21 protein-coding genes are annotated in these 24530 nt (G+C 51.8%); 12 read left to right on the forward strand and 9 right to left on the reverse strand.

Annotated elements, in window-relative coordinates; genetic code table 11:
* The first annotated feature begins 99 nt into the window (after window positions 1-99).
* The 12 genes from rpsA to JWU58_RS08610 all read left to right on the forward strand — a co-directional run bounded on the left by rpsA (window position 100) and on the right by JWU58_RS08610 (window position 11182).
* Window positions 100-1785, forward strand: a complete 1686-nt coding sequence (gene rpsA / locus JWU58_RS08555; RefSeq protein WP_016770920.1) for a 30S ribosomal protein S1 — start codon at window positions 100-102, stop codon at window positions 1783-1785.
* 192 nt (window positions 1786-1977) lie between these two features.
* Window positions 1978-2256, forward strand: coding sequence for a hypothetical protein (locus JWU58_RS08560; RefSeq protein WP_073472356.1), 279 nt, complete (start codon window positions 1978-1980; stop codon window positions 2254-2256).
* Between the two features lie 153 nt (window positions 2257-2409).
* Window positions 2410-2706, forward strand: coding sequence for an integration host factor subunit beta (gene ihfB / locus JWU58_RS08565; protein ID WP_007950920.1), 297 nt, complete (start codon window positions 2410-2412; stop codon window positions 2704-2706).
* A gap of 30 nt (window positions 2707-2736) precedes the next feature.
* The gene (locus JWU58_RS08570) at window positions 2737-2976 is read left to right on the forward strand and encodes a LapA family protein (RefSeq protein ID WP_095182239.1); all 240 of its coding nucleotides are present in this window, start codon (window positions 2737-2739) and stop codon (window positions 2974-2976) included.
* A gap of 223 nt (window positions 2977-3199) precedes the next feature.
* The gene (rfbB, locus tag JWU58_RS08575) at window positions 3200-4276 is read left to right on the forward strand and encodes a dTDP-glucose 4,6-dehydratase (RefSeq protein WP_101155399.1); all 1077 of its coding nucleotides are present in this window, start codon (window positions 3200-3202) and stop codon (window positions 4274-4276) included.
* Window positions 4273-5166: a dTDP-4-dehydrorhamnose reductase gene (rfbD, locus tag JWU58_RS08580; protein WP_206421757.1), complete on the forward strand. Its 894-nt coding sequence runs from the start codon at window positions 4273-4275 to the stop codon at window positions 5164-5166. Before rfbB ends, rfbD begins: the two co-directional genes overlap by 4 nt.
* Complete coding sequence (gene rfbA / locus JWU58_RS08585; RefSeq protein WP_076563759.1) at window positions 5163-6053, forward strand: glucose-1-phosphate thymidylyltransferase RfbA; 891 nt, start codon at window positions 5163-5165, stop codon at window positions 6051-6053. Before rfbD ends, rfbA begins: the two co-directional genes overlap by 4 nt.
* A gap of 55 nt (window positions 6054-6108) precedes the next feature.
* Entirely contained in the window at window positions 6109-7032 is a 924-nt protein-coding gene (locus JWU58_RS08590; protein ID WP_206421758.1) for a glycosyltransferase, read from the forward strand.
* Entirely contained in the window at window positions 7029-7985 is a 957-nt protein-coding gene (locus JWU58_RS08595; protein ID WP_206421759.1) for a UDP-glucose 4-epimerase family protein, read from the forward strand. Before JWU58_RS08590 ends, JWU58_RS08595 begins: the two co-directional genes overlap by 4 nt.
* Window positions 7986-8990: an MraY family glycosyltransferase gene (locus JWU58_RS08600; RefSeq protein ID WP_076563756.1), complete on the forward strand. Its 1005-nt coding sequence runs from the start codon at window positions 7986-7988 to the stop codon at window positions 8988-8990.
* Window positions 8991-9209: 219 nt separating this feature from the next.
* Window positions 9210-9803, forward strand: a complete 594-nt coding sequence (gene cysC / locus JWU58_RS08605; RefSeq protein WP_076563755.1) for an adenylyl-sulfate kinase — start codon at window positions 9210-9212, stop codon at window positions 9801-9803.
* Window positions 9800-11182 (forward strand): FAD/NAD(P)-binding protein, encoded by a 1383-nt coding sequence (locus JWU58_RS08610; protein WP_206421760.1) that lies wholly within the window; start codon window positions 9800-9802, stop codon window positions 11180-11182. Before cysC ends, JWU58_RS08610 begins: the two co-directional genes overlap by 4 nt.
* A gap of 77 nt (window positions 11183-11259) precedes the next feature.
* Here the strand turns inward: JWU58_RS08610 and JWU58_RS08615 are convergent, their stop codons facing one another.
* The 9 genes from JWU58_RS08615 to JWU58_RS08655 all read right to left on the reverse strand — a co-directional run bounded on the left by JWU58_RS08615 (window position 11260) and on the right by JWU58_RS08655 (window position 24276).
* Window positions 11260-12789 carry an alginate O-acetyltransferase AlgX-related protein gene (locus JWU58_RS08615; RefSeq protein ID WP_076563753.1) on the reverse strand — a complete coding sequence of 510 codons (1530 nt, stop codon included), beginning with the start codon at window positions 12787-12789 and terminating at the stop codon, window positions 11260-11262.
* A 10-nt stretch (window positions 12790-12799) separates the two neighbouring features.
* On the reverse strand, window positions 12800-14296 hold the full coding sequence (locus JWU58_RS08620) for an MBOAT family O-acyltransferase (protein WP_206421761.1): 1497 nt from the start codon (window positions 14294-14296) through the stop codon (window positions 12800-12802).
* Between the two features lie 157 nt (window positions 14297-14453).
* A complete protein-coding gene (locus JWU58_RS08625; protein WP_206421762.1) occupies window positions 14454-17432 on the reverse strand; it encodes a rhamnosyltransferase WsaF family glycosyltransferase in 2979 nt (992 codons plus the stop codon).
* A gap of 91 nt (window positions 17433-17523) precedes the next feature.
* Window positions 17524-18459 carry a sulfotransferase gene (locus tag JWU58_RS08630; protein WP_206421763.1) on the reverse strand — a complete coding sequence of 312 codons (936 nt, stop codon included), beginning with the start codon at window positions 18457-18459 and terminating at the stop codon, window positions 17524-17526.
* Window positions 18452-19138 carry a WbqC family protein gene (locus JWU58_RS08635; RefSeq protein ID WP_241196154.1) on the reverse strand — a complete coding sequence of 229 codons (687 nt, stop codon included), beginning with the start codon at window positions 19136-19138 and terminating at the stop codon, window positions 18452-18454. Before JWU58_RS08635 ends, JWU58_RS08630 begins: the two co-directional genes overlap by 8 nt.
* A 9-nt stretch (window positions 19139-19147) precedes the next feature.
* Window positions 19148-20236: a DegT/DnrJ/EryC1/StrS family aminotransferase gene (locus JWU58_RS08640; RefSeq protein WP_206421764.1), complete on the reverse strand. Its 1089-nt coding sequence runs from the start codon at window positions 20234-20236 to the stop codon at window positions 19148-19150.
* 148 nt (window positions 20237-20384) lie between these two features.
* A complete protein-coding gene (locus JWU58_RS08645; protein WP_206421765.1) occupies window positions 20385-21728 on the reverse strand; it encodes an ABC transporter ATP-binding protein in 1344 nt (447 codons plus the stop codon).
* Window positions 21718-22539, reverse strand: coding sequence for an ABC transporter permease (locus tag JWU58_RS08650; RefSeq protein ID WP_206421766.1), 822 nt, complete (start codon window positions 22537-22539; stop codon window positions 21718-21720). Before JWU58_RS08650 ends, JWU58_RS08645 begins: the two co-directional genes overlap by 11 nt.
* Window positions 22540-23301: 762 nt before the next feature.
* Window positions 23302-24276 carry a glycosyltransferase family 2 protein gene (locus JWU58_RS08655; protein ID WP_076563746.1) on the reverse strand — a complete coding sequence of 325 codons (975 nt, stop codon included), beginning with the start codon at window positions 24274-24276 and terminating at the stop codon, window positions 23302-23304.
* Between the last annotated feature and the right edge of the window lie 254 nt (window positions 24277-24530).

Raw genomic sequence — 24530 nt, forward strand, 5'->3', positions numbered from 1 at the left:
CAGTCATAGTCCTGCGGTGCTTCTTTTAAATGAAACTAACCCACACCGTCTGGGGTGTGGAGATGGGCGTTTACTTCGCCCTCATCTACAGGAATTAAAATGAGCGAAAGCTTTGCGGAACTCTTTGAAGAAAGCCTGAAAACCCTGAACCTTCAGGCAGGCTCCATCATCACCGGTGTTATCGTTGATATCGATTACCAGGCTCGCTGGGTAACCGTTCACGCTGGTCTGAAGTCTGAAGCACTCATCCCGCTTGAGCAGTTCTACAACGATGCTGGCGAACTGAACATCAACGTTGGTGATGAAGTTCACGTTGCTCTGGATTCGGTTGAAGACGGCTTTGGCGAAACCAAGCTGTCCCGTGAAAAAGCCAAGCGCGCTGAATGCTGGATCGTTCTGGAAGCAGCCTTCGCAGCCGAGGAAGTGGTCAAGGGCGTTATCAACGGTAAGGTTAAAGGCGGCTTCACTGTCGACGTTAACGGCATCCGTGCGTTCCTGCCAGGTTCCCTGGTTGACGTCCGTCCAGTGCGCGACACCACGCACCTGGAAGGCAAAGAGCTGGAATTCAAGGTCATCAAGCTGGACCAGAAGCGCAACAACGTTGTCGTTTCCCGTCGCAGCGTCCTCGAAGCCGAGAACTCCGCCGAGCGTGAAGCTCTGCTGGAATCCCTGCAGGAAGGCCAGCAAGTCAAAGGTATCGTCAAAAACCTCACCGATTACGGCGCATTCGTCGATCTGGGTGGCGTGGACGGCCTGCTGCACATCACCGACATGGCCTGGAAGCGCATCAAGCATCCTTCCGAGATCGTCAACGTTGGTGACGAAATCGACGTCAAGGTTCTGAAATACGATCGCGAACGCAACCGTGTTTCCCTGGGCCTGAAGCAACTGGGCGAAGATCCATGGGTTGCTATCAAAGCCCGTTACCCAGAAGGCACTCGCGTAACCGCTCGTGTTACCAACCTGACCGACTACGGCTGCTTCGCTGAGCTGGAAGAAGGCGTTGAAGGTCTGGTACACGTTTCGGAAATGGACTGGACCAACAAGAACATCCACCCTTCGAAAGTCGTACAAGTCGGCGACGAAGTGGAAGTCATGGTTCTGGACATCGACGAAGAGCGTCGTCGTATCTCCCTGGGCATCAAGCAGTGCAAGTCGAACCCATGGGAAGACTTCTCTGGCCAGTTCAACAAGGGCGACAAGATCTCCGGTACCATCAAGTCGATCACCGATTTCGGTATCTTCATTGGTCTGGACGGCGGCATCGACGGTCTGGTTCACCTGTCCGACATCTCCTGGAACGAAGTGGGCGAAGAAGCCGTACGTCGTTTCAAGAAGGGCGACGAGCTGGACACCGTCATCCTGTCGGTTGACCCAGAGCGCGAGCGCATCTCCCTGGGCATCAAGCAGCTGGAAAGCGATCCGTTCTCCGAGTACGTCTCGGTTAACGACAAGGGCGCTATCGTGACCGGTACCGTGAAAGAAGTTGACGCCAAAGGCGCCATCATCGTTCTGGCCGACGACATCGAAGCTACCCTGAAAGCCTCCGAAATCAGCCGTGACCGCGTTGAAGACGCGCGCAACGTTCTGAAAGAAGGCCAGGAAGTTGAAGCCAAGATCATCAGCGTTGACCGCAAGAGCCGCGTAATCCAGCTCTCGATCAAGTCGAAAGACGATGCTGAAGAGAAAGAAGCCATCCAGAGCCTGAAAGCAGCTCCGGAAGGTGAAGCAGCTGACACCACCATGGCGGCACTGCTGCGTCAAGCAATGGCCAAACAGAACTGAGTTCTGCTTGATCATTAAAAAGGGCGACTTCGGTCGCCCTTTTTTGTGCCTGCGATTTGGACTTTGTACGTCCGTGCATGAAACCAATGGCTTCGGCTGCGGGTCTGTTTCTTTAATCGGATCAATCGCCTATTGGCGACTAAGCTTGATCTTGAGCATTAGTCGTCAGGCTTGCCTGGCATAAGGAAGTGGATGAACAAGTTATTTGTTGTTGCAGTGGTCTTGGCGCTGGCAGGGTGCACCACCAGTGCGAAAACCCATGCGGTGCGCGGCGTCAGTGGTATAGAGGTCGATTGCTCCGGGTTGGGTTCCGGTTGGGAAAAGTGCCAGAAGCGTGCAGCGAAGGAGTGCAAAGGCAAGGGCTATAAGGTCATCACCCGCTCTGACGATGCCAAAGATGAAGACGAATACCCGTTTGGCTTTAATCCGGCGGGCTTCGTAACCCGGACCATGCTGGTGATGTGTCGTTAGGCTCGTGGCGATCCGACTCGCCAATGCGATGCCCTGAAAATGGGCGTTTTGACGTGAACAAAGATATGTCAATCCCTGGGCTGTTCAAATTCTTCCGGGCATGCTAAAACCTTTCAAGCGCTGATCTAGCTGCTTGAAAAAGAAGGGAAAAATATGACGAAGTCGGAGTTGATCGAACGAATTGTCACCCATCAAGGGCTACTCTCATCCAAGGATGTGGAGCTGGCCATCAAGACCATGCTTGAACAAATGTCTCAGTGCCTCGCCACCGGTGATCGTATCGAGATCCGTGGGTTTGGCAGCTTCTCCCTCCACTACCGCGCGCCTCGCGTGGGCCGTAACCCGAAGACCGGTCAGTCAGTCAGTCTGGACGGTAAATTCGTTCCGCACTTCAAGCCGGGCAAGGAATTGCGTGACCGCGTGAACGAGGAAGAGGAGGAGGGCGCTTGATCGTCGCTATTAAAATTCAAGGGGGCGTGAATGCGTAATCTGAAACGCATACTGCTTGGCGTTTTTCTTCTGCTGATGGTTCTGGTTGTTCTGGCGTTTGTGTTGGAGAATCAGCAATCTGTTTCGCTTTTGTTTCTGGGTTTTTCCGGCCCGCAGTTGCCGGTGTCGGTCGTTGCAGTGTTGGCGTTGCTGATTGGTATGTTGATTGGTCCTGTGTTGGGCTGGTTTCTGGGGCGTACATCCAGAGCGGCGCGTAAACGACTGGTCTAAAAGCGACAGGAGCGCGGCATCTGTCGAAATTGCGCCTCAGCCTGTCTTTATCCATTAGTAAAAGCATCATTAAGCTGTAAAATGCGTCCCTTGTTCGATCGTGCCTTAATGCATGTCGATTCAGACTGACTCTGACGGATGCCAACTGGTAGTGGCCTCTGCATTCATGGATTAGACCGCGCTCGCTGGCAGCGCTGTCCGCAGCTCAAGGGTATCGTTTCGCGTGAAAATTCTAGTTACCGGCGGCGCCGGCTTCATTGGCTCGGCAGTCATCCGTCACATCATCTCCAACACTTCCGATGCAGTCGTTAACGTCGACAAGCTGACGTACGCCGGCAATCTGGAGTCCCTGGCAGAAGTCAGCCAGAACTCGCGTTACGCCTTCGAGCGCGTCGATATCTGCGATCGTGATCAGATCGACCGCGTTCTGCGTGAGCACCAACCGGATGCAATCATGCACCTGGCCGCAGAATCCCACGTCGACCGCTCGATCTCCGGCCCGTCCGAATTCATCCAGACCAATATTATTGGCACCTACACGCTACTCGAAGCAGCGCGCCACTACTGGGCTGCGCTGGATGACACGCGCAAAGCCAACTTCCGCTTCCACCACATTTCGACTGACGAAGTTTACGGAGACCTCGAAGGTCCGGAAGACCTCTTCACCGAAACCACCCCTTACCAGCCAAGCTCGCCATACTCGGCCAGCAAGGCCAGCTCCGACCACCTGGTTCGTGCCTGGGCGCGTACTTACGGCCTGCCGACACTGGTCACCAACTGCTCGAACAACTACGGCCCATGCCACTTCCCTGAGAAGCTGATCCCGCTGATCATTCTCAATGCGCTGGAGGGCAAGCCGCTGCCGGTGTACGGCAAAGGCAACCAGGTTCGTGACTGGCTGTACGTCGAAGATCACGCGCGGGCGCTGTACAAAGTCGTCACCGAAGGCGTCATCGGCGAGACTTACAACATCGGCGGTCATAACGAAAAACAAAACATCGAAGTAGTGCATACCCTGTGTGCGTTGCTCGATGAGTTGCGTCCTGATTCTGCCCATCGGCCTCACGCCAGCCTGATCACTTATGTTCAGGATCGTCCTGGTCATGACGTGCGTTACGCAATTGATGCGAGCAAGATTCAGCGTGAGCTGGGTTGGACTCCGGAAGAGACTTTCGAGACTGGCATTCGCAAGACTGTCGAGTGGTATCTGAATAACACTGAGTGGGTTGAGCACGTGAAGAGCGGTAGCTACCAGCAGTGGATTGATCAGAACTACGCGGATCGTTCGAGCAAGGCATGAAGATCCTTCTTTTAGGAAAGAACGGTCAGGTGGGCTGGGAGCTGCAACGCTCCCTGGCTCCGCTTGGCGAACTGGTCGCTCTTGATCGTCATCCCGTTGATGGGCTCAGTGGTGATCTGTCCAACCTCGAATCACTGCGCGCAACGATTCGTCAGGTCAAGCCTGACGTTATTGTTAACGCCGCAGCGTATACCGCGGTCGACAAGGCTGAGTCAGAAACCGAGTTGGCGGATCGCGTGAATGGCCTCGCGAGTGGCGTGATGGCGGAAGAAGCCGCCGCGTCTGGCGCATGGCTGGTTCACTACTCAACGGATTATGTTTTCAATGGTCAAGGCGTCACGCCATGGCAGGAAACAGACGCTGTTGCGCCGGTGAACCATTACGGCTCCAGCAAGCTCGCCGGTGAGCAGGCAATTATCGCGTCGGGTTGCAGCCATCTGATCTTCCGCACCAGCTGGGTGTACGGCGCTCGCGGCAATAACTTCGCCAAGACCATGCTGCGCTTGGCCAAAGATCGCGAAACGTTGAGCGTGATTGCCGATCAGATCGGAGCACCGACCGGGGCTGATCTAATTGCCGACGTGACGGCGTTGACTATTCAACATGCTATGAAGCAGCCAGAGTTGGCTGGCCTTTATCACCTGGCCGCTGCGGGCGAAGTGTCCTGGCACGGATATGCCAGTCATGTAATTGACTTCGCAAAATCCCAAGGCGAGGAATTGGCTGTGAAATCGGTCAACCCGATCGAAACAACGGCCTATCCGACACCTGCGCGACGCCCTCTGAACTCACGCTTGAATACTCAAAAGCTGAGCGACAATTTTTCTCTACACTTGCCGGATTGGCAAAGTGGTGTAACCCGAATGCTTAGGGAAGTTCTGAACAAATGACCACGTCAAATCGTAAAGGCATTATCCTCGCTGGTGGCTCGGGTACTCGCTTACACCCGCTCACGCTTGGTGTTTCCAAGCAAATGCTGCCTATCTATGACAAGCCGATGATTTTTTATCCGCTGTCGGTTCTTATGCTCGCGGGAATGCGGGAGATTTTGATTATCTCTACTCCAGAAGACTTGCCGCTGTTTCGCAAGTTACTGGGAGACGGCAGTATGTATGGCATCAAGTTGACCTATGCAGAACAACCTACCCCCGACGGTCTTGCTCAGGCTTTCATTATCGGTGAGGAGTTTATTGGTCAGGATCCTTGCTGCCTGATTCTCGGCGACAATATTTTCTATGGCCAGCATTTCTCTGAGAATTTGCGTTCGGCTACAGAGCAAAAGAACGGCGCGACGGTGTTTGGTTACCACGTTTCCGATCCTGAGCGTTTCGGTGTAGTGGAGTTTGATGCTTCGGGTCGAGCGCTCAGTATTGAAGAGAAGCCGCTGAAGCCTAAATCCAACTATGCAGTAACGGGTCTTTATTTTTACGACAACGAAGTAGTGGAAATAGCCAAGAATATCAGGCCGTCCGAACGTGGTGAGTTGGAAATTACCGACGTGAACCGTGTTTATCTTGAGCGTAAGTCTCTCAGTGTCGAAATGCTAGGTCGTGGTTTCGCTTGGCTCGATACAGGCACACACGACTCTCTGCTCGAGGCCAGTCACTTTGTACACACCATCGAGCAGCGTCAGGGTCTGAAAGTAGCTTGCCTGGAAGAAATCGCTTACCACAACGGCTGGATTTCTGCAGAGCAGTTAGGTGAGCAAGCGAACGCGCTGAAGAAGACTGGCTACGGTCAGTACTTGCAGAAACTCCTGGATTCACCGTTGCACTGATTCGAACGGCAGGTCTCGTCGTATATCAGCGTTTCTCAGCGCAAGCAGGAATGGCATGCCGGTACAACGTCCCAAGGTTGCAGTTTTGCTGGCTGCTTATAATGGCATGCAGTGGATCGAGGAGCAGTTGGCCTCGATCCTTAGCCAGGCAGCAGTCGCTGTAACCGTCTATATAAGTGTTGACCCCTCCACTGACGGTACAGAAGCGTGGTGCGCGGTATATGCTTCCCAGCACCCTCAAGTTTGCGTTTTGCCACCAGCGGGCACTTTTGGTGGCGCCTCTCGCAACTTTTTCCGACTCATTCGCGATGTCGAATTTGAGACCTTCGATTTTGTCGCTTTTGCTGATCAGGACGATATCTGGCACGCGGACAAGCTACGTCGTGCGACCAACGTCATTCATGATCGTCAAGTTGATGCATATTCCAGTAACGTGACAGCGTTTTGGCCTGATGGTAAAACTCATTTACTGAACAAGGCGCAGCACCAGGTACAGTGGGATTTTCTATTTGAAGCAGCAGGTCCCGGTTGCACTTACGTGTTGAGCAAACCTCTTGCGGAGGCCTTGAAAACCTCGGTACTCGAAAAGTGGGATCTCTTGCAAGATGTTAATCTGCACGACTGGTATATCTACTCTTTTGCCCGTAGTCATAAATATGCCTGGTACATAGATCCTCGATCTTCAATGGATTATCGCCAGCACGAGCATAATCAAGTAGGGGCTAATAAAGGCTTCAGTCCACTTCTCGCTCGTTACAAAACAATTCGTGATGGCTGGTGGTTCAGTCAGGTCCAGTTGATCGCGCAGTTGGTAGGGCTGGGGGGGAGTCCATTTGTTCAGACATGGCTTGATATGCGGCGCGGGCAACTTATCAAACTGTCACTGAGTGCTTGGCGATGCCGGCGTCGTTTGCGCGATAAAGTGCTTTTCTTTTGTGTCTGCTGGATCACCGCTTTGATGGGAAACAGAATTCAATGACAACCCCCAAGGTATTGGTGACAGGGGCGGGCGGATTTGTAGGGGAGGCGGTCGTCTTCAATCTCTTGTTGGAAAAGAGGTTCATTCCGATCGCTGCCGCCCGCAGAGGCTTGCGCTTGAATGGACTCTGTCCCGTACGACGCTATGATTGCACTCATACCAATATTTTACCCGTACTGACAGACGTTCAGGTGGTCATTCATGCTGCCGCCAGAGTGCATGTAATGTACGAAACTGCGACTGACGCGTTGGCCGAATTCCGAAAGGTGAACGTGGCTGGAACGCTTGCGTTGGCTAAACTCGCGGCCGAGTCAGGAGTGACGCGCTTCATCTTTATCAGTTCGATCAAGGTTAATGGCGAGAGCACCATCCCGGGCGAACCATTCACTGCGGATGATGAGCCGAACCCCATTGATGCTTATGGCATTTCGAAGCACGAAGCGGAAGAGGCGTTAAAGCAACTTGGTCGCGCCACAGGCATGGAAGTAGTGATCATCCGGCCGCCATTGGTTTACGGCCCTGGAGTCAAAGCCAATTTTCTGAGCATGTTGAACTGGCTGAACAAAGGAACTCCGCTGCCGTTGGGGGCCGTTGCAAACAAGCGTAGCCTTGTAGCCATAGGCAATCTTGTCAGTCTGATCGTCACTTGTATCGATCATCCGTCAGCCGCAAATCAGACATTTCTTGTCAGTGATGGGGAGGATCTCTCCACCACCCAATTATTACGTCGTTTGGCCACAGCACTAGGCAAACCTGCTCGCCTTCTACCATTTCCGGAGTGGTTGTTGAAACTGGTTGCGTCGATGCTGGGCAAGCAAGGTATTGCGCGGCGCGTATGTGAATCGTTGCAACTCGACATCAGTAAAAATCACGACATGCTGGAGTGGGCGCCGCCTGTCAATATTGACGAAGCAATGCGCAAGACGGCTTGCTATTTTCTGGACAACCGATAGATGAATGTGTGGTGGCTTTTACCTGCGGTGTTTCTCGTTTCTTGGGCTCTCACATTTGCCTTGATGCGTTATGCGTCAGCGAAGAGATTGATGGATATACCGAATGAACGTAGCTCGCATTCCGTACCAACCCCGCGAGGAGGGGGGGTAGCGATCGTCGGCTCGTTTTTGTTCGCGCTGTTGGTTACCGCGTCTCAGGATTTGGTCAGCTCTTCAACATTTTACGGCCTGTTATTTTCAGGTCTGCTCATTACCATCCTCGGCTTCGTTGATGATCACGGGCATGTCGCCGCCAAGTGGCGCTTGCTTGGCCACTTCGTTGCAGCCGGTTGGGCGTTGTACTGGTGTAATGGACTGCCGCCCCAGCAGCTCGCGGGCGTCATGGTCGACCTGGGTTGGTACGGTAATGTTCTGGCCCTGATTTATCTGGTCTGGTTGCTCAATCTTTACAATTTCATGGATGGAATTGATGGTTTGGCGAGCACTGAAGCCATCACGGTGTGTATGGGGATGTGCCTTGTCTACTACCTCAGCGGGGCGGTAGATCTGATTTGGCTACCGTTGTTACTGTCGGTGGCTGCATCAGGGTTTCTTTGCTGGAATTTTCCACCTGCGAGAATTTTCATGGGAGATGCCGGGAGCGGATTTTTGGGCATTATCCTTGGCGTGCTGTCCCTCCAGGCTGCATGGAGCAAACCTGAGCTAATCTTTAGCTGGATCATTCTGTTGGGGGTTTTCATCGTTGATGCGACATGGACGCTGGGGCGCCGATTACTCCGAGGTGAGAATATTTACCAGGCTCACAGCTCCCATGCCTATCAAATTGCTGCACGACGCGTAGGCCATAAAAGGGTCACGCTTACAGTCCTGTCAATCAATCTTTTGGTTCTTCTGCCTGTTGCGATATTGGTAGCGACCGGCGCCCTGAACACAGTGACGGGGGTGCTCCTGACGTTCACGCCGCTTGGTTACCTCGCGTATCGCCTAGGTGCAGGCAAGGCTTGACCTGACTCATTACCCAGCGCAACTGTGAATGCGATGATGAATTTCACCCTAGCGTTGCGCTACTGATGGGGCAAGGAGTCGGTTCGAACGCGTCTCGCATGGCATGCTCACTGCAATGGGCGACTTAGTTTACGCTCTTCTGCCCGGCTTATTCACTCGCTCATGACGCGGTCCGACATCGAATTTGACGGGGCAAATAATTCAAAATGATGAGAAATTATGCAGAATAATCTTACCAGCCAGCCTATTTCGACATCCAGTCAAGTACGCGGCGAGCAAAAAAATCAACGTCCCGTAGTGATTTGGCTGACCGGCCTGAGTGGTTCAGGTAAGTCCTCTCTGGCTGATGCGCTGGAACAGCGACTTATAGCGCACGGTCACCATACCTATCTTCTGGATGGCGATAACATCAGGATGGGCTTGTGCAAGGATCTTGGTTTTGGAGATCAAGACCGAGAGGAAAATATTCGACGAGTCGCCGAAGTTGCTAATCTCTTTGTAGATGCCGGGCTTATCGTCATTGCTTCTTTTATCTCGCCATTTGAGCGAGACCGTGCTCTTGCGCGTACTGTGATCGGGACGGAGTCCTTTATCGAAGTTTACCTGGATACGCCTCTTAGTGAGTGTGAACGTCGCGACCCCAAAGGACTATATAGCAAGGCACGTAAAGGGTTGATCAAGAATTTTACCGGGATCGACTCGCCTTATGAAGTTCCCACGTCTCCCCAAATCAAGATTGATACGCTGAATCATTCGATAGAGGAAGGTGTCGAGACTATCATGGCTTACTTGAAACATTGGAACGCCAAGTGAAGCGATTAGTCATCATCGGGGCGGGCTTTAGTGGAGCAGTGACGGCTATCGAGTTTCTCAGGCGTGCGCCCAAGGGATCGCAACTGACCATTGTTAATCGTTCAGGAAAAATGGCTCGCGGGTTGGCTTACGGAACAAACAGCTCTGATCATTTGTTGAATGTCCCCGCGGGCAATATGTCCGCTCTTGTAGACGAACCGAACTCATTTCTTGATTTTTGCCGAAAACTGGATCCTGAGGTTCATTCCGGCAGCTTTGTTTCACGGAAAACGTATGGGGTGTATTTGAGCGAACTGCTCAGCCGGTCCGAGGCGGAGTCAGGCGTGCAGTGTTCGCGGATAACGGGTGAAGTTCTCTCTATTCATTCAGCTGATAACGGCGCAGTGATAGAACTCAATACCGGTAAGCAAATATCCGCCGATCATGTTGTGTTGGCATTTGGAAATTTCGCACCTGCCAGACCTCGCGTTCTGCAAGCCTTGGACAACTGCCCAGCTTATGTACCGGACCCATGGTCTGCTTCAGCGCTGTCGGTGCAGTTGGAGAAACCACGTATTCTGTTGATTGGAAGTGGTCTGACTGCACTCGACATGCTGATTTCAATGCGTCAGATCTATCCTGATGCGCAAGTAACGATGGTTTCGCGTCGGGGGTTGATGCCTACATCCCATAGGGATCGACTTCCGGCACCGGATTTTTCTACCAGTATCTGCGACGATTTGCTTGCAGTCCCGGCGTCCATCTCTTCGTATATGAAGTTAGTGCGCAAGGAAGTGGCCCGCTCTCCGGAGCATTGGCGCGAAGTAGTGGCAGCCCTCAGGCCGATTACTTCCCAGTTATGGGAAAGATTGTCCAATGAGGAGCGCAGACGCTTCTTGCGTCACGTTCAGCCGCATTGGGATGTGCATCGCCACCGCGTCGCACCGCAGACATTTCGAATCCTTCAAGACGCGCTTGCCGCGTCTCAGGTCAGGTTGGTTGCTGGTCGGGTCGTTTCGGTTGCGGTCGAGGGTGACTGCGTTTCTTTGCGATTGAAGGCGAGAGGCACCGAGCAGGTAGTTGACGGCCAGTTCGATCAAATCATCAACTGCACAGGACCTTGCACCGATATCAGCAGGATTTCCGATGCCCTTATCTCCTACTTGTTGAACGAGGCGATCGTCTGTGCTGACGATTTGAATCTCGGAATCAAAGTCGATAAAAACCATGCGGTGATTGAACCCACCGGGCGCAGTCTGAGCTGGTTAAGTTATGTCGGCCCGATGCTCAAGGCGCGGTTGTGGGAGGCCACCGCTGTCCCTGAGCTTCGGCAACATGCACGGACGTTAGCTATCGACATTGCCCGGCGTTTTGCGTCTGATGTGAGCGACTTGGTATAACAGCGCTTCTGTTTCATAGAAAAAACATGCCTGGCTGCATTCTGCGGCCAGGCATATTTTTTACGCAAGTTCATCGATCAGTTCTGCACGCCCTGGCTCGGGTTGCCGAGGGTGAAATGAGTACAGGACTGAGTCCCTTCGAAATCTACCCGTATCCGTTTAACGTCAGTGCCTACCGGCCATCTCGGTATGGTTTTCAGATCTATCAGCGACTGACCGGTACGAAGCGGGAGCGTCGTACTGTGGGCTTCATCATAGTATGGCTGACCGTCCTCCATCCAGAACAACTGCAGTGGAACGGTTGGCGATCCGTCAGTGCAAGTCAGGTCGATGTTGAGATACTCTGCGCTGATACGAGCATCCTTGCTTGAGAACGCGAAGTCGACGTAAGGATCGTTGCCATTGATTTGATATTCATTCAAGGAAGGACCGGAGGCCAAATCATTAATGGTCTTGGGTGAGCCGATACTCGATATTTGAAAGTTTTTATCTTTAGGTGTAACGAGCTTCGATGGCTCATCGCTCCCCCAGAGTGACTGGGCTTCACGCTCTACTACCGTGAAGAAAACATAGTCCGGCTTCCACTGTTCTACCAGTTGGGCAAAATTGCCGTCAGGCGCCAATGCGACATTCCAATGAAGTTGAAGTACATCGCTGAACGTAGCTGCCATCAAAGGGGCCAATGAATCACCGAAGGAGTCTCGTAGCCAAAGAACTTTTTTGTGATTGAGTGCGCCGTCGGATTTGACAACGAGGGGCTTTCTAGCATAGGGAACGTTTGTATTTCCGCCCTCGAACAAAACTTCCTGCGTCACGAAGTCCGTTCTCGTCGTTTTAATCGGGAATTTAGCGACGCCAATGTAGGGGTTTTGGTCGCGAAGACTTTTGGGGATTCTAAGGAATCTTGCCAAGTCCTGACCAATGACTGATTCCGTATACAGAATCTGATAGGCGTCTTCCGACGGCCATTTAATTTCCGGAGCCGCTTTCGCGACCTCCTGCCCAAACGCCTGGAACGCGATACCGGCGCCGAACGCGTTCCAATGGGTGTCGGTTTTGAAGTAAAGATCTTCTTTATGGAGTTTTTTGGCTGCCAGCAAAGGCGGACGAAGGTCAACGAAGATGTTCTGATGCTTTACCTCGGCGAACAGAGCGTCAGTCGGATTGTGTACAGACGGTTTAGCCCATTCGGGCATGTATTCCGGATAGATACTGCCCTTGTCCGGACCGATCATGATACGGAACGCTTTGACACCCTTGCCTTTCAGGAACGTGTCCCATCTCTGTGCCGCGTCGCCTATATTCTTGGCAATGGCTACATCCGTATCATTGGCATGGCGTCTGCTGGTCGTTAGTCCGTGGCGGTACATGTCGCCGAGATACAGCCAGTTATCCTTGCCTATAACGGTTTCTTTTGGATCTATGCTGACACCAAGTGGGTAAAGGACTCTTGAGGTCCAGCGAACCACGAAGTCCATATTGTAAAGGAACGACTTTTCTGTAAGCTTTATCGCGCTTTTATCCGGCGCGCTCAGGATGTTGATTGCCGGGATGCAAAGTAGCACCAGCAAAATCGATAGCAAGAAGGCGAATACGCTACGTTTCATGTCGGCGCCATCAAAAGTTGAAGTAAAGGAATACTGAGCTGGTCGCTGCGAGCATGAAGCACATGGCTATCGAGAACAGTATTGCACCGTAAGCCAGTCGCCACTTGCCAATCACTCCGCTTGCCATGTCCAGCGAGTTCTTTTGAGCGACGATAATAAATGCAACGGCGATCGCCAAGAAAACAGGAAGTTGACCTATCAGACTGGCCGGCATGATATTCAATGCAATATCGGACAGTCGACCACCCCACGCCAAGTCTGATACCGGCACCGTAGACGTCGTATGTTCAAATGCCGAGCGTATGTTCATCATTCCATCCAGCACCCTCATCGCATCGTCCATCGTCTTGGCGCGGAAGAATACCCAAGCGAAGTTTACGAACATAAAAGTGAAAAACCAGCCGAGTATTGGCGGCATAGGTCGGCGCAGTCTCGTCCACAAACGATGGATGACCAAAGCGGCACCGTGCAGCGCCCCCCAGATTACAAACATCCACGTAGCTCCGTGCCAAAGTCCACCAAGTACAAATGTCGCGAAGAGATTGATGTATGTACGAAACTCCCCGGAGCGATTGCCGCCAAAGGGGATGTAAAGATAGTCGCGAAGGAAATGACTGAGGGTGATGTGCCAGCGTCTCCAAAAATCCTGGATGCTGAGGGCCTTATAAGGGGAGTTAAAGTTTATAGGCAGCCAGATATTGAAGATCAACGAGGCGCCAATCGCCATGTCGCAGTAGCCGCTGAAGTCGAAGTAAAGCTGGAAAGTATATGCCAGGCTGGTTGCCCAAGCTTCAAAGAAACCGAGAGTATGTCCGCCGTCGAACCCGGCCGTAGCCCATACGGCGAAGCTGTCAGCAATGACCACTTTCTTGAACAATCCGATCGCAAAGATAAACAAGCCTTTGAGGATATTTGGATATCGGCGTGTCAACGTCCAGCGCGAAGCGAACTGCGGCATTATTTGACGGTGATGTACGATAGGGCCGGCGATCAGGTGCGGGAAGAATGTCACGAAAAGGGAGTAATTCAGTAGGTCGTATTCGGCTGTTTCGCCTCGATAGCTGTCCACCAGATAAACGATTTGGGTAAAGGTAAAGAAGCTTATCGCCAGAGGCAGAAGGATATGCTGGACCGGGTAATGGGTGCCCAGAGCGGCATTGACGTTTCCGATCAGAAAATCCGTGTACTTAAAATATCCCAAAAGTACGAGGTTCGCCACGATGCCAGTGGTAAGAACTACTTTTCGGTTGATTGCATGGTGCGACTTTCGTTCGTCCAAAGAGGCTTGATGAGCTTGGGCAAGGCCCGTACCTATCGCGAAGTTTATAAAAATCGACCCTAGTATCAAAGGCAGGTACTGGATGTCCCAATAGGCATAAAAAAACAAACTGACGGCTACCAGCCAAACCTTTCCCGCGACGATCAAACGGCGGTGGTTTAACCAAAAATAGACGAAAAATGAGATCGGCAGAAAGAGCAGAATGAACTGCCATGAGCTGAAAATCATGTTGGTGTATGCCTAATGAATGATTGGAAGGGCTGCTTTGACCTTGTGAGCCGTCAGGCCTTCAAAACTAGCCAGTCGTGGTACCGCGGTGTTCAACCATTGCGCCTGCAAAAAAACGCTCGCATGCTTAAACGGTCCCGCCGCGGTACCGCTCCGTTTATGCGCGAAGAATCCTGGAGATTTTTTCGATCACTTGAGGATTAAATGCATCATCCCAATCACGAACCCAGTCGAACGAGGTTCCTCGAATGCGGGCTTCGCTGTCGCTCGCACGGGCGACTGCGGTTTCGAGGGCTTCGGCGATCGAGAATGGATCCGCCTCGCACGGTTCGATGTTTGAGGAAATGGCACGCAATACATCTGCTGTACGAGATTCATAAGCATTGGTTACGACGACTTGACCGGCCGATGCCATTTCGAATGGCAGAATACTCGGATGCGGAGCCAGCATCAGGCTCAAGCCGATATCGAATTCGCCCAAGGCTTTTCCGTAATCGCTCTGAGGAAGCGTTCCGCTCAGTTTCATCACGCGACCGTGACCCAGGTCAACGTCGTAGTCAGGACCCAGCGTACCCACACCGTGGAATTCCCACGCATCGTCGAAGACGCCATTGGCAATCGCCGCTTTGAGCCCGAGGATGCCAATCTCGAAGATATTACGACGTGCGTGACCTTCTGGACGTCCGTAGAACAGCAAGCGTTTAGTCTCGCGTCGAGCGAGTTGCTCAACCGATGGCGGAGTGGTAGGCGTCAGGGCGTGCTGGAAAGCCACGTAATGTTCATCCAGTGCTTCCCCTTCATGACGCGAGAATACCCCTAGTTGCTTGCTGCGGAAGTAATCGGCGAGCAACTCGGTATTGAAAATGACTTTATGAGGCAGTCGGTACACATAACTGCCAATCGCATACAGCGAATCGTGCGGGTGGAAAATTGGTTCGTATTCCTGCAAAAAGAAAATGAACTCTTTCCCAATGGCCTTTGCCAAATGATGCGCTTTGATACAAGTCCAGAACGAATAGCCTACAAAGGCGTCGTTTGGAGATATCACCAGTTGGTGAGTCCCTTGTGTAATATCTTCGACTTCAGCAGCGGCAACTGCTTTTTGCAATGCCGGGTTGGAAGCCAGTTTCGCATTCACGGCTTCGCGGTCAAATCGGTCAGACTCGGTGAGCAAAATTCTGACTTGAAAGCCCACGGACTGAATTTTCGAAATGAACTGCAGGCAGGCGATATAGCCACCGAACATGATCAGTGGGTCTAGCTGCGGCAGTAGAACATTCACCCGTGCGGGTGCCTGAGCGTCAACTACAAAAGGGGGGGCAGAGATTTTTTCTTCCAGGAGGACGATGTTTCCCAGGCCAACAGGTTGCGTGATACCCGGGTAGCACTTTTCCAGTGCCTGGGCCTTGAGCAACCCCGGATGAGAGGTTTCATCGGCCTGATGGACGCGGTTCAGAAATTTGTCTTGTTCGATTTTGTCTTTGGCCAGATTTATTACGGTGTCCTCATTGTGTCGAGGGACGGCGGCAAAGAACCGACGTACGTTCGCCATGTTGAGGTTTCGCACGAAAAAGCCGGGGTTGGCGAGGCTGAGTTTGATAAGTTTGTACAACAGACTGAGCTTGGCTTGCTGTTTCATCACATCGTTTCCAGATTCATGCTTTATGCGTCTTTTGAAGAGAGTGCTGAGTGTTCTAAGTGGTTTGGTAACACACCAACTTTTAGATCGGTAAATTGCCTCTATGCGAGTGTCACGCTCCCATATCACTGCGTTACGCTCGTTAATCTGTGCGTCATACTCCGATAGCCGTGCGCCAAGCTCGTTAATCTGCACGTCACGCTCCGATATCAGCGCGTTACACTGATTTATCTGCGCGTCACGTTGAGCGATCAGTTCATCGCGCTGGATCTTTTGATGCTCGTGATGCGTTAACTGGGAGTCACGGTCAAATATCTGGGCTTGCTGCTCCGAGACTAAAGCGTCCAGTTTGGCTATTTGCGCCTCTTTTTGCGACAGCGTAGTTGAAATCTCTTTAATCTGGGCTTCACGTTCTGAAATTACTATGCCGCACTGGGTCAGGTGTTCGTCACGCTTGAAAACCTCGGCTTCGTGCTCTGCTGCCAACTTGACGAGATGGTCGAATTGTCCCATTTTCAATGGATCAAGCTCGGCAGTCAGTCTGACGAACTCAGTCGCGCTGAAATCTGCAGGCAGTCGTTTGTTCGGCGAGTTCAGAATTTTGAAAAGTTCTGTCAAGGCGAAAGGTACGACGAAATCAAACGGTTTCATCTCGAGCATTGCTCTTGCCATCGCGTAATGCACGCAGGCGTCTTCTCCGGCGAGAAAAGCCCTGGCCTCAGGAAATACTTTCAGAAGATCGTCTTTATGTGTGATCTGAAGATACAGCGGCAGCAACATGCTGAACTCAAAAAGCACGCGGGCGCGGGTTTCTGGTCGATTGCCGCTGGAGTTCGCCTCCTTGTCTCGCACCCGGAACTTGACAAGTTTTTCCGGCAGGACGTGGATCTCATATTTAAGACAGAGTCTGATCCACATATCAAAGTCGGCGATCTGTGCTAAACCAATGCGGTACAAGCCACAGTTGTCATAGCATTCCCGGCGGATCAAAACGCTTGGATGGCAAAGCGCATTACCTTGCTCGAAGAATAAACGCAGCCATTCGTGGCGGGAGCGATTCGATCGATTGAAAACAGACGAATAGTAATGCGAAGTATCGGGATGAATTGCCCCTTCTTCATCAATTGCCTGCGCATTGGAGAATACTGCTCCGACGGATGGATGGGTTTTAAGAAAGTCTATTTGCTTCGCAAGCTTGTCTTCTTCCCAGACATCGTCGGAGTGGTGAATGGCGATGTATTCGCCTCGCGTGACACTGGCAATCGCTTCGTTGATACCATAGACGCCACGCTTGGGCTGGCTGTTTCGGAAGGATTTGATGCGCGCATCGTTGTAACGATTGATTATTTCCCACGAATCGTCCTGAGAGGCATCGTCCCAGATGATAAGCTCGAAATTCTCGTACGTTTGATTCAGAACACTGTCAATCGCTTCTCGCAAATATTTGGAGTGATTGAAAGATGTCAAAATGACGGAGACTTGGGGGGCTTGCAGCATGACCATTACCATTGTTTTAAATGTGTTTTCAAACGCCTTTGCGTTGCAGGCGGTCGTGAAAAGACATGGGCGAACTCGTCGTGAGTGGACCTCACCGTTTTCTCGTTACTTCAAATGCTGCAGCGCCGGTATATGACGCGTCAGTGATTCCCAGCTTTCCTGAAATTTCTGCGAAATACTTCTCAGGTGAAGCGCAGAAGTCTTCGTATGGGACGACCATCTTCCGAGATTCGGCAACCTGTTCCAAACCGGTCCTGACCGCCTGATTAATAGCTCTAACCTGGCCCAGCGCTTGCTCATATGGGCTGAGGTGCATCAATAACTCTTTTTCCGGAATATCGAACGAATACCAAGAATTTTCGGCGCCCAATTGGCGCCTGCGCGCCTCAAGTACCGACTCGGCATTCGTCACTTCGTTTCTGACGATATGAACAAAAAGGACCTTGTCGAACTCCGAGTCGAGAAAGGGAATGTTGTAGTTGAACAACATTCCCTTGGCGGCAAATGGTTTCTGGAAAACATCCATTATCCCTTTGAGCTCGCTTCGCATGGTTTGAGTGTCCATACTTTGCGCCAATTCTGCGTCGCTCCATACGTCGCGCGAAGGTTCAGCGAGAAAGCGGCGCCAGAAATACCAGAATTCATTAGGAGCCAGGGCGCCTTCAGTCTTGCCATTCTCGGACCGATATTGAGTCTGCTGCGCAAACTCGGACAGCTCGCCCCGGAAGTCGAACCGCGGATCGGTTAGCAAAAGCTGAATTTTGGCACCGAGCACAGGTGCCTGATAAAAGCGCGACAGGAGATTCGTTGGGTACGCTACCAGGCCAGTGTTTGCTAGCCATTGCATAAATAACGTGGTTCCACTGCGCAGAGGTCCCATCACGAATATCACTGGGTGGTCAGCATCGGCGCTGGTCTGTTGCTTGAGCAAAGCCTGTTCGGACGGTTGCAGATCACTGTTCAGTTCCGCAAGGAAGTTTTCCAGCAGTTCGTTGCGGCGAAATTTGGCCGTTCTTTCATCAGACAAGGTCGTACTCCTGAAGCAATCGAGCGCATTGCTCTCGGTCATTGAACATCATTACATCGATGATGGACAAATTAGGCAGAAATTCTTTGTCGAATTGGCGATAGCTTATGGGGCGCGATTGAATGAAAGACAGCTTCAAACCATACGACGCAAAGGTTGTTGCATCATACAGCGCCTTGCCTCCTGGCGTATTAAGATAGTCTGTAGCGCCAAGCTCGCTGCAGATTGCGATAACTTTATCTTGTCCACGAAGTCCGGTGTCTTTTTTAAGCGTGGAGGAGATATGCCATTTCGGACTCAGGCGGAGATAGTCGCAAAGTACTCTTAGTTGGTGGTCGAGAAAATCCGCCAGGTTGCGATGCCCGTATCCGAGAATCTTTTCGAGCATGGGGAATACGGATTCGAAATAGGGTGCCTTGCGGTAATTCTGCTGAATATTCTGCAAAATCTTGTGATGGGTACCGATTTCTACCTGATTGATCAACTTATTTGGGCTGGCACCCTGCAGCGGTAATGTGATCAGCTGCTTGTCGCCATTGACGAGAATGTAGTTGCGGTTGATCCAGCCACCTTTGATGAAATTGACGTCATCGTAAACGACAAAAGTGTCAGCTGCACGCAGCAGTTGGAAGTAACCAATATATGGAAACAGATAAGGCTGCATGATCGCCAGCTTCACCGCAGCACCTCAGATATCAAGCACATTCTTGATGCAAGTCGCAATCATCAAGATTTCTTGCCGAGAGAGCGCAGTATAGAGTGGCAGTGACAGAACCCGGCTCGCCAGCGATTCCGACACAGGGCAAGGGCTACGCGTGGCCTCGTCCAGAAATGGCAAAGTGTTAAGAGAAGGGTGGAAGTAACGGCGAGGAAACACCCCGTTATTTTGCAGGGCTTCCCGGACGGCCATCGCTTTTTGATGGGTTTCGAATACGACAGGGTAGTACGCAAAGTTGTATTCAAGACCCCTGACAACTTCTGGGCGCTGTAGCTTGGTGCCTGCCAAGAATTCGTCGTACCAGGCTGAGCATTGGCGACGCGCCTCGATGATCGAGCTGACATGCGGCAGCATGCTCAGCCCCATGGCTGCGTGTAATTCGGACATCTTTGTATTTATGCCCAGATCAATGTAGTGATCCTCGCCCAAGTGGCCGAACTTGCTCATAAGAAATGCTCTGTCGGCTACTTCCTTATCGCGAAATATGACTGCACCTCCTTCACCGGTGTGAAAGAGCTTGGTGGCATGGAAGCTCAGGGTGCTGCAGTCACCGTGATTCAACAGTGATTCGCCCTGCAGACGCACACCGTACGCATGCGCGGCATCGTAGATCACCTTAAGGCCATGGCGGTCAGCGATATCCTGAATTCTGCCGACGTCGCATGGGTAGCCATACACATGCGTCGCTAAAATAGCGGAGGTCTTTTCTGTGATGGCGGCCTCGATCAAATCGGGGTCGATGCAAAAGGATGTCGCGTCCACATCCACAAACTTTGGTGTGCACCCTTCCCACAGAATAGAGTTTGTTGTGGCTACGTAGCTATAGGGGGTTGTGATGATCTCCCCCTGTAGTCCGAGGGCCTTGATAGCCAACTGTATTGCCAGGGTACCATTGGTGACGAGTTGAAGATGGGTTATGCCGAGCGAATTGGAGATCTCTGCACTCAGTTGTTTTGACAGTGGGCCATTGTTCGTAAGCACGCCCGACTCCCACATACCCTTCAGGTATGCGGTGTAGACGTCCAGATCCGGTAGAAACGTTCGAGTAACCGGGATCATGATGCGGGTACATCAAGCAGGGTGCGGGAGAGCCCGCGGCTTGGATGCGTCGGAGCATCCGGCTCAGCCAGGCATGCGCGCTGAGCTGAACACCATTTGGAGCCATTTGACAGGTGAAGGCAAACGGTAACTTTCAGTGTGGAAATGCTCATAGATTCTGCACCTCGATAGTGTTTTCCACATAAGCCTTGGCCCAAATACGTCCGCCGGCGCGTCTCTGAACATTAAAAACGATCGCGTCATCAATGACATCAAGAAACTCGGCACTTTGCTCCAGAACCACCGGTTTTGAGATTTGAATCTGGATGCTGTAATTGCCCTCTTGCAAAGGCAGCAGGGTGGTATAGGAAATAATGTACCGCCCGCCCGCTACGCATTCCAGAAGTGGAAATCCAGCCGTTCTGAATCCAGCACCAAGAATTTGAATCTTCTTGTCATCCTGAATGTAGTAATTGACTGAGCAATCCGTATGCTCTTGAGCTTCGATATAGACTCTGACAGTTACTTTCTGGTTGAATTCAGCGGCCACCACAGGCTCGCCAGAGGCGTCTATCAACTCTGCGAAGGCAATTCGCACGCCCCCTTTGCCATATCGGAAGCCAGCAGCGCGACGATCAAATTCCTGCGACTCTTTAAACCCGTGAGTGGTGGCAGAGCCCGATAGAACTTCGGTCTGATCGGCCTTCGGATTTTTTATTTGCGGTAAATATTTGAGTACTTCACTGTTCATCTCTTCACGGGTGACACGAATATAGTCTTCCGTGAGAGTACTTGCTTTGCCAAAACCCTTGAGTCTGCCTTGTTCAAGATACGCTGCCTGGGAACACAGGCTGCGAATACTGCCGATGTCATGACTGACAAACAGTACTGTTGCACCATTATCTTGAATGCGACGAAGGGCAGTCATGCACTTTGCCTGGAAACTCATATCGCCGACGGCTAATGCCTCATCCACAATCATGATGTCGGGATGGGATACGATATTTACTGCAAAGGCGAGGCGCACGAACATTCCGCTCGAATACGTCTTGACCGGTTGTTCAATGAAAGCACCGATATCGGCGAAGCTGGCCACATCATCAAAGCGCGCGTCGGTCTGTTCTTTGGTGAGCCCAAGCAGGGCACAACTTAGATAGACGTTTTCCCGCCCCGTGAACTCTGGATTGAAGCCGGAGCCCAGTTCAAGCAACGCCGCAATGCGTCCGTTAGTCTCGATTGATCCGCCGGTTGGGTTGAGGGTGCCGCAGATAAGCTGCAAGAGTGTCGACTTGCCACCGCCATTACGACCGATAATGCCGACCGTCTCGCCTCGTTTGATTTCGAAGGAAATATCCCTTAAGGCCCAGAATTCGCGGTAATACTGCTGAGCCTGCATGCCTAAAGCGTTCTGCAATTTTGGCAAAATGAACTGCTTCAGACGATCACGTGGCGTGTTATAGATCTCGTAGCATTTGCTCAGACCTTCTATCTTGATAGCGATTTCAGAGGACATCGGCGAACCCCTTTCTCGTCTTCTGAAACAGGGCAAAACCGAGCCAGGCTACAAACGCCGCACCCAGGCTATAAATTGCCAATGCGCTCAGGTCGGGAGATTTGCCCCAATAGAGGATGTCCCTGATCATTTCAATCACGGGTACGAGCGGATTGTAATAAAGAATGTGTTGATATTCCTCTGGCAAGGCACTGGCTGGATAGAAGATCGGGCTCAAAAACATCAGGACAGATGTTACTACTGAGATCAGTTGGGACACGTCACGCAGGAATACTCCCAGCGATGCCAGTGTCCAGCACAGGCCCATGATAAAAAGTGCGAAGGGGATCAGGATCAAGGGCAAGTACAGTGTCGTGATCATGGGGGTGCCGATAAGCAGGGTGTAGGCGACAAGCCACACTGACACGCTGATTGCGGCGTGATAAAAAGCCGCCAGCAACCCTACAAACGGAAGTATTTCCAGTGGATATACTACTTTTTTAACGTAGTTAGCATTGGCCAGGATCAAAGAGGGGGCCCGGTTCACACATTCGGCGAATAAGTTGAAGACGATCAGCCCGGCAAACAGCACCAGGGCGAACTCAATCTTTGAACCTTCGCCGCTGGTGCCCCAGCGGGCCTTGAAGACCACGCTAAATACAAACGTGTATACAACGAGCATCAGCAGCGGATTGAAGAACGACCACAGCAAGCCGAGCATTGAACCGCGATACCGGCCGAGTACCTCGCGTTTGGCAGAGGCGTGAATGAGCGCTCGATTTCGCCAAAGGCTTGCCACCATTTCCATTGGTGTTGCTGGGAAGATACGCATTAACCCAACACCTCGACAAGTGAGTGCTCGCCGGGATGAGAATAGGAGGGAGTGGCAGTTATTTGAGTGGTTTGACGGGCTGGACCACTCATCGAAGTCAGCGTCGGGCCGCGCATTATGCATCCCGCCGCTTGGATAAGCTTCGAATGTGGCGGCTTGGAGGGTGACAGATACGACATTTTCGAGTTGTCTCTTCAATATAGCTGATGCGTAAGAGCCTTGAGCCGCTTCGGGTGGCGGCCGCCACAGTAGGTCCGTGGCAGAAGCTAACTTTATTCGAGGGAATATTCCCAGACCATAGCCGCTCAAGATTAACAGGACATCGCGTTTCAGGGCTAGCGATCATTGCTTATGCTGCTGTGTTTCAGACGTTGCAAGGATGAAATGGCTGAGATTACGCACGGCTGTCTTGCGGCCATCACAGGAGCGGAAGACGTCCTGAAACCGCCGGTGGGCAACTGGCCGGTACCATTAGCGGCTTTTGCAATACGCTGGGTCCAGTTTTGCCCATAATATTATTGCGTTCAGGCAAGCCGTCTTGATATTTGAAGGGTGCGCGAAATAACCTTGGCTTTCCATGATTAGTGTCGATCACAAGACTTCTGCTAGTGCTCTCATTTATGAGATGCTGTAATTATATCGGCGTGTTTTGATTGGCAGTAGTTTGGAAAATGCCAGGTTGGGGTGATTGGAGGGCGAAGCTGAAAGGCTCTTTGCTCACTACGTAATATCTTCCCCGTAAAGATGGATAAGCATTGATGGCTACATTTTATTGATTAATATCGCCAAAGCCAAGCCTACATTACCCATAAACGTCTGACGAAAAAAACGGCTCGAAACCATCATCTTGACTCTGTTGAAAATTGTTGCGTTACGGTTACGCTCAAAACGCTTGAAGGTCATCAAGTTGCGTTCGCTCAGATGCTCGGAAACTAGCGTCAGAGCGGCGATGTTGGCATCGTTCCATTCTTTCATTGAACCTTCGAACATGCGCTTGATTCGAAGCAGGCGACTTTTGATCGAGGTGTTCGCGCCGATAACGTTTTGGGAATGCTGACGATAATCCAGCATGGGCGTTGGGTCGTAATAAACGTTGCCGTCAGAGCCGGTGATCAACAGATAGGTCCACCAATCGTGACATACCAATGGCGCAGTCGGCGGAGTCATGTTCAGTAAGGAGCAGGCGGCTTGATTGATCAGCATCGTGTTGCCGCCTGCCAGATTTTGCATCAGTGCGTTTTCGAAACACGGAGGTTTGCGAAACAAAGGAGACAGTCCGATGAGCTCTCCTGTCTCAGTGACATTTCGAGTGCGCCCACAATAAAGGGCGGGTATACCGGTAGGCTGGTGTCTCAACCACGCCACTGCTCGTTGCAGTTTCGTGGGATGCCAGACATCGTCCTGATCGCAGAAAGCATAATATTTCTGACGACCGCACGCCTGACCCAGCACGGACAGAAAATTACTCGAAAAGCCGCGTCTTGGACCATGCAGGATAAGCAAGCGATCATTGCCCCACGCCTCACGGTAGCGCTGCAAGGTTTCGAGGGTCTCATCCGTCGAGCCGTCGTCGGATGCGTACACAACCCATTGCTCGTGACTTTGAGCTGCGATCGAGTCCAATTGGTCCTTGAGAAAGCTCCCTCCGTTGTACGTGCACAACAAAATCGCCACGCAATCGGTATCTACCACTGGCTTGATCGTCGGGGCGGCAGGAAGGCAGGAGTCATTTGGCACAGGTAATACGCTCTTTCCATGATGGCAAGTAAAGCTTTGATATCGCAGCTAGGCTTGGTAGCTTATCGCGTTTGTTCGCGTATTACACGGCATTAGCCGCTTCAGACGGTCGCTTGCCGGGGCTGAGCTACCCATTGTGGCAGTTAACGTGTTCCTGTGTATTCGCTGTTTCAGTGAAACACTTTCCCGCTGCGTCGGTCGAACTTCACACAAATGCGCGTCGCGCGATTTCGGACGAGTCCCTTGTTGGCTTC

Source organism: Pseudomonas atacamensis (assembly GCF_017167965.1).
Lineage (GTDB): Bacteria > Pseudomonadota > Gammaproteobacteria > Pseudomonadales > Pseudomonadaceae > Aquipseudomonas > Aquipseudomonas atacamensis.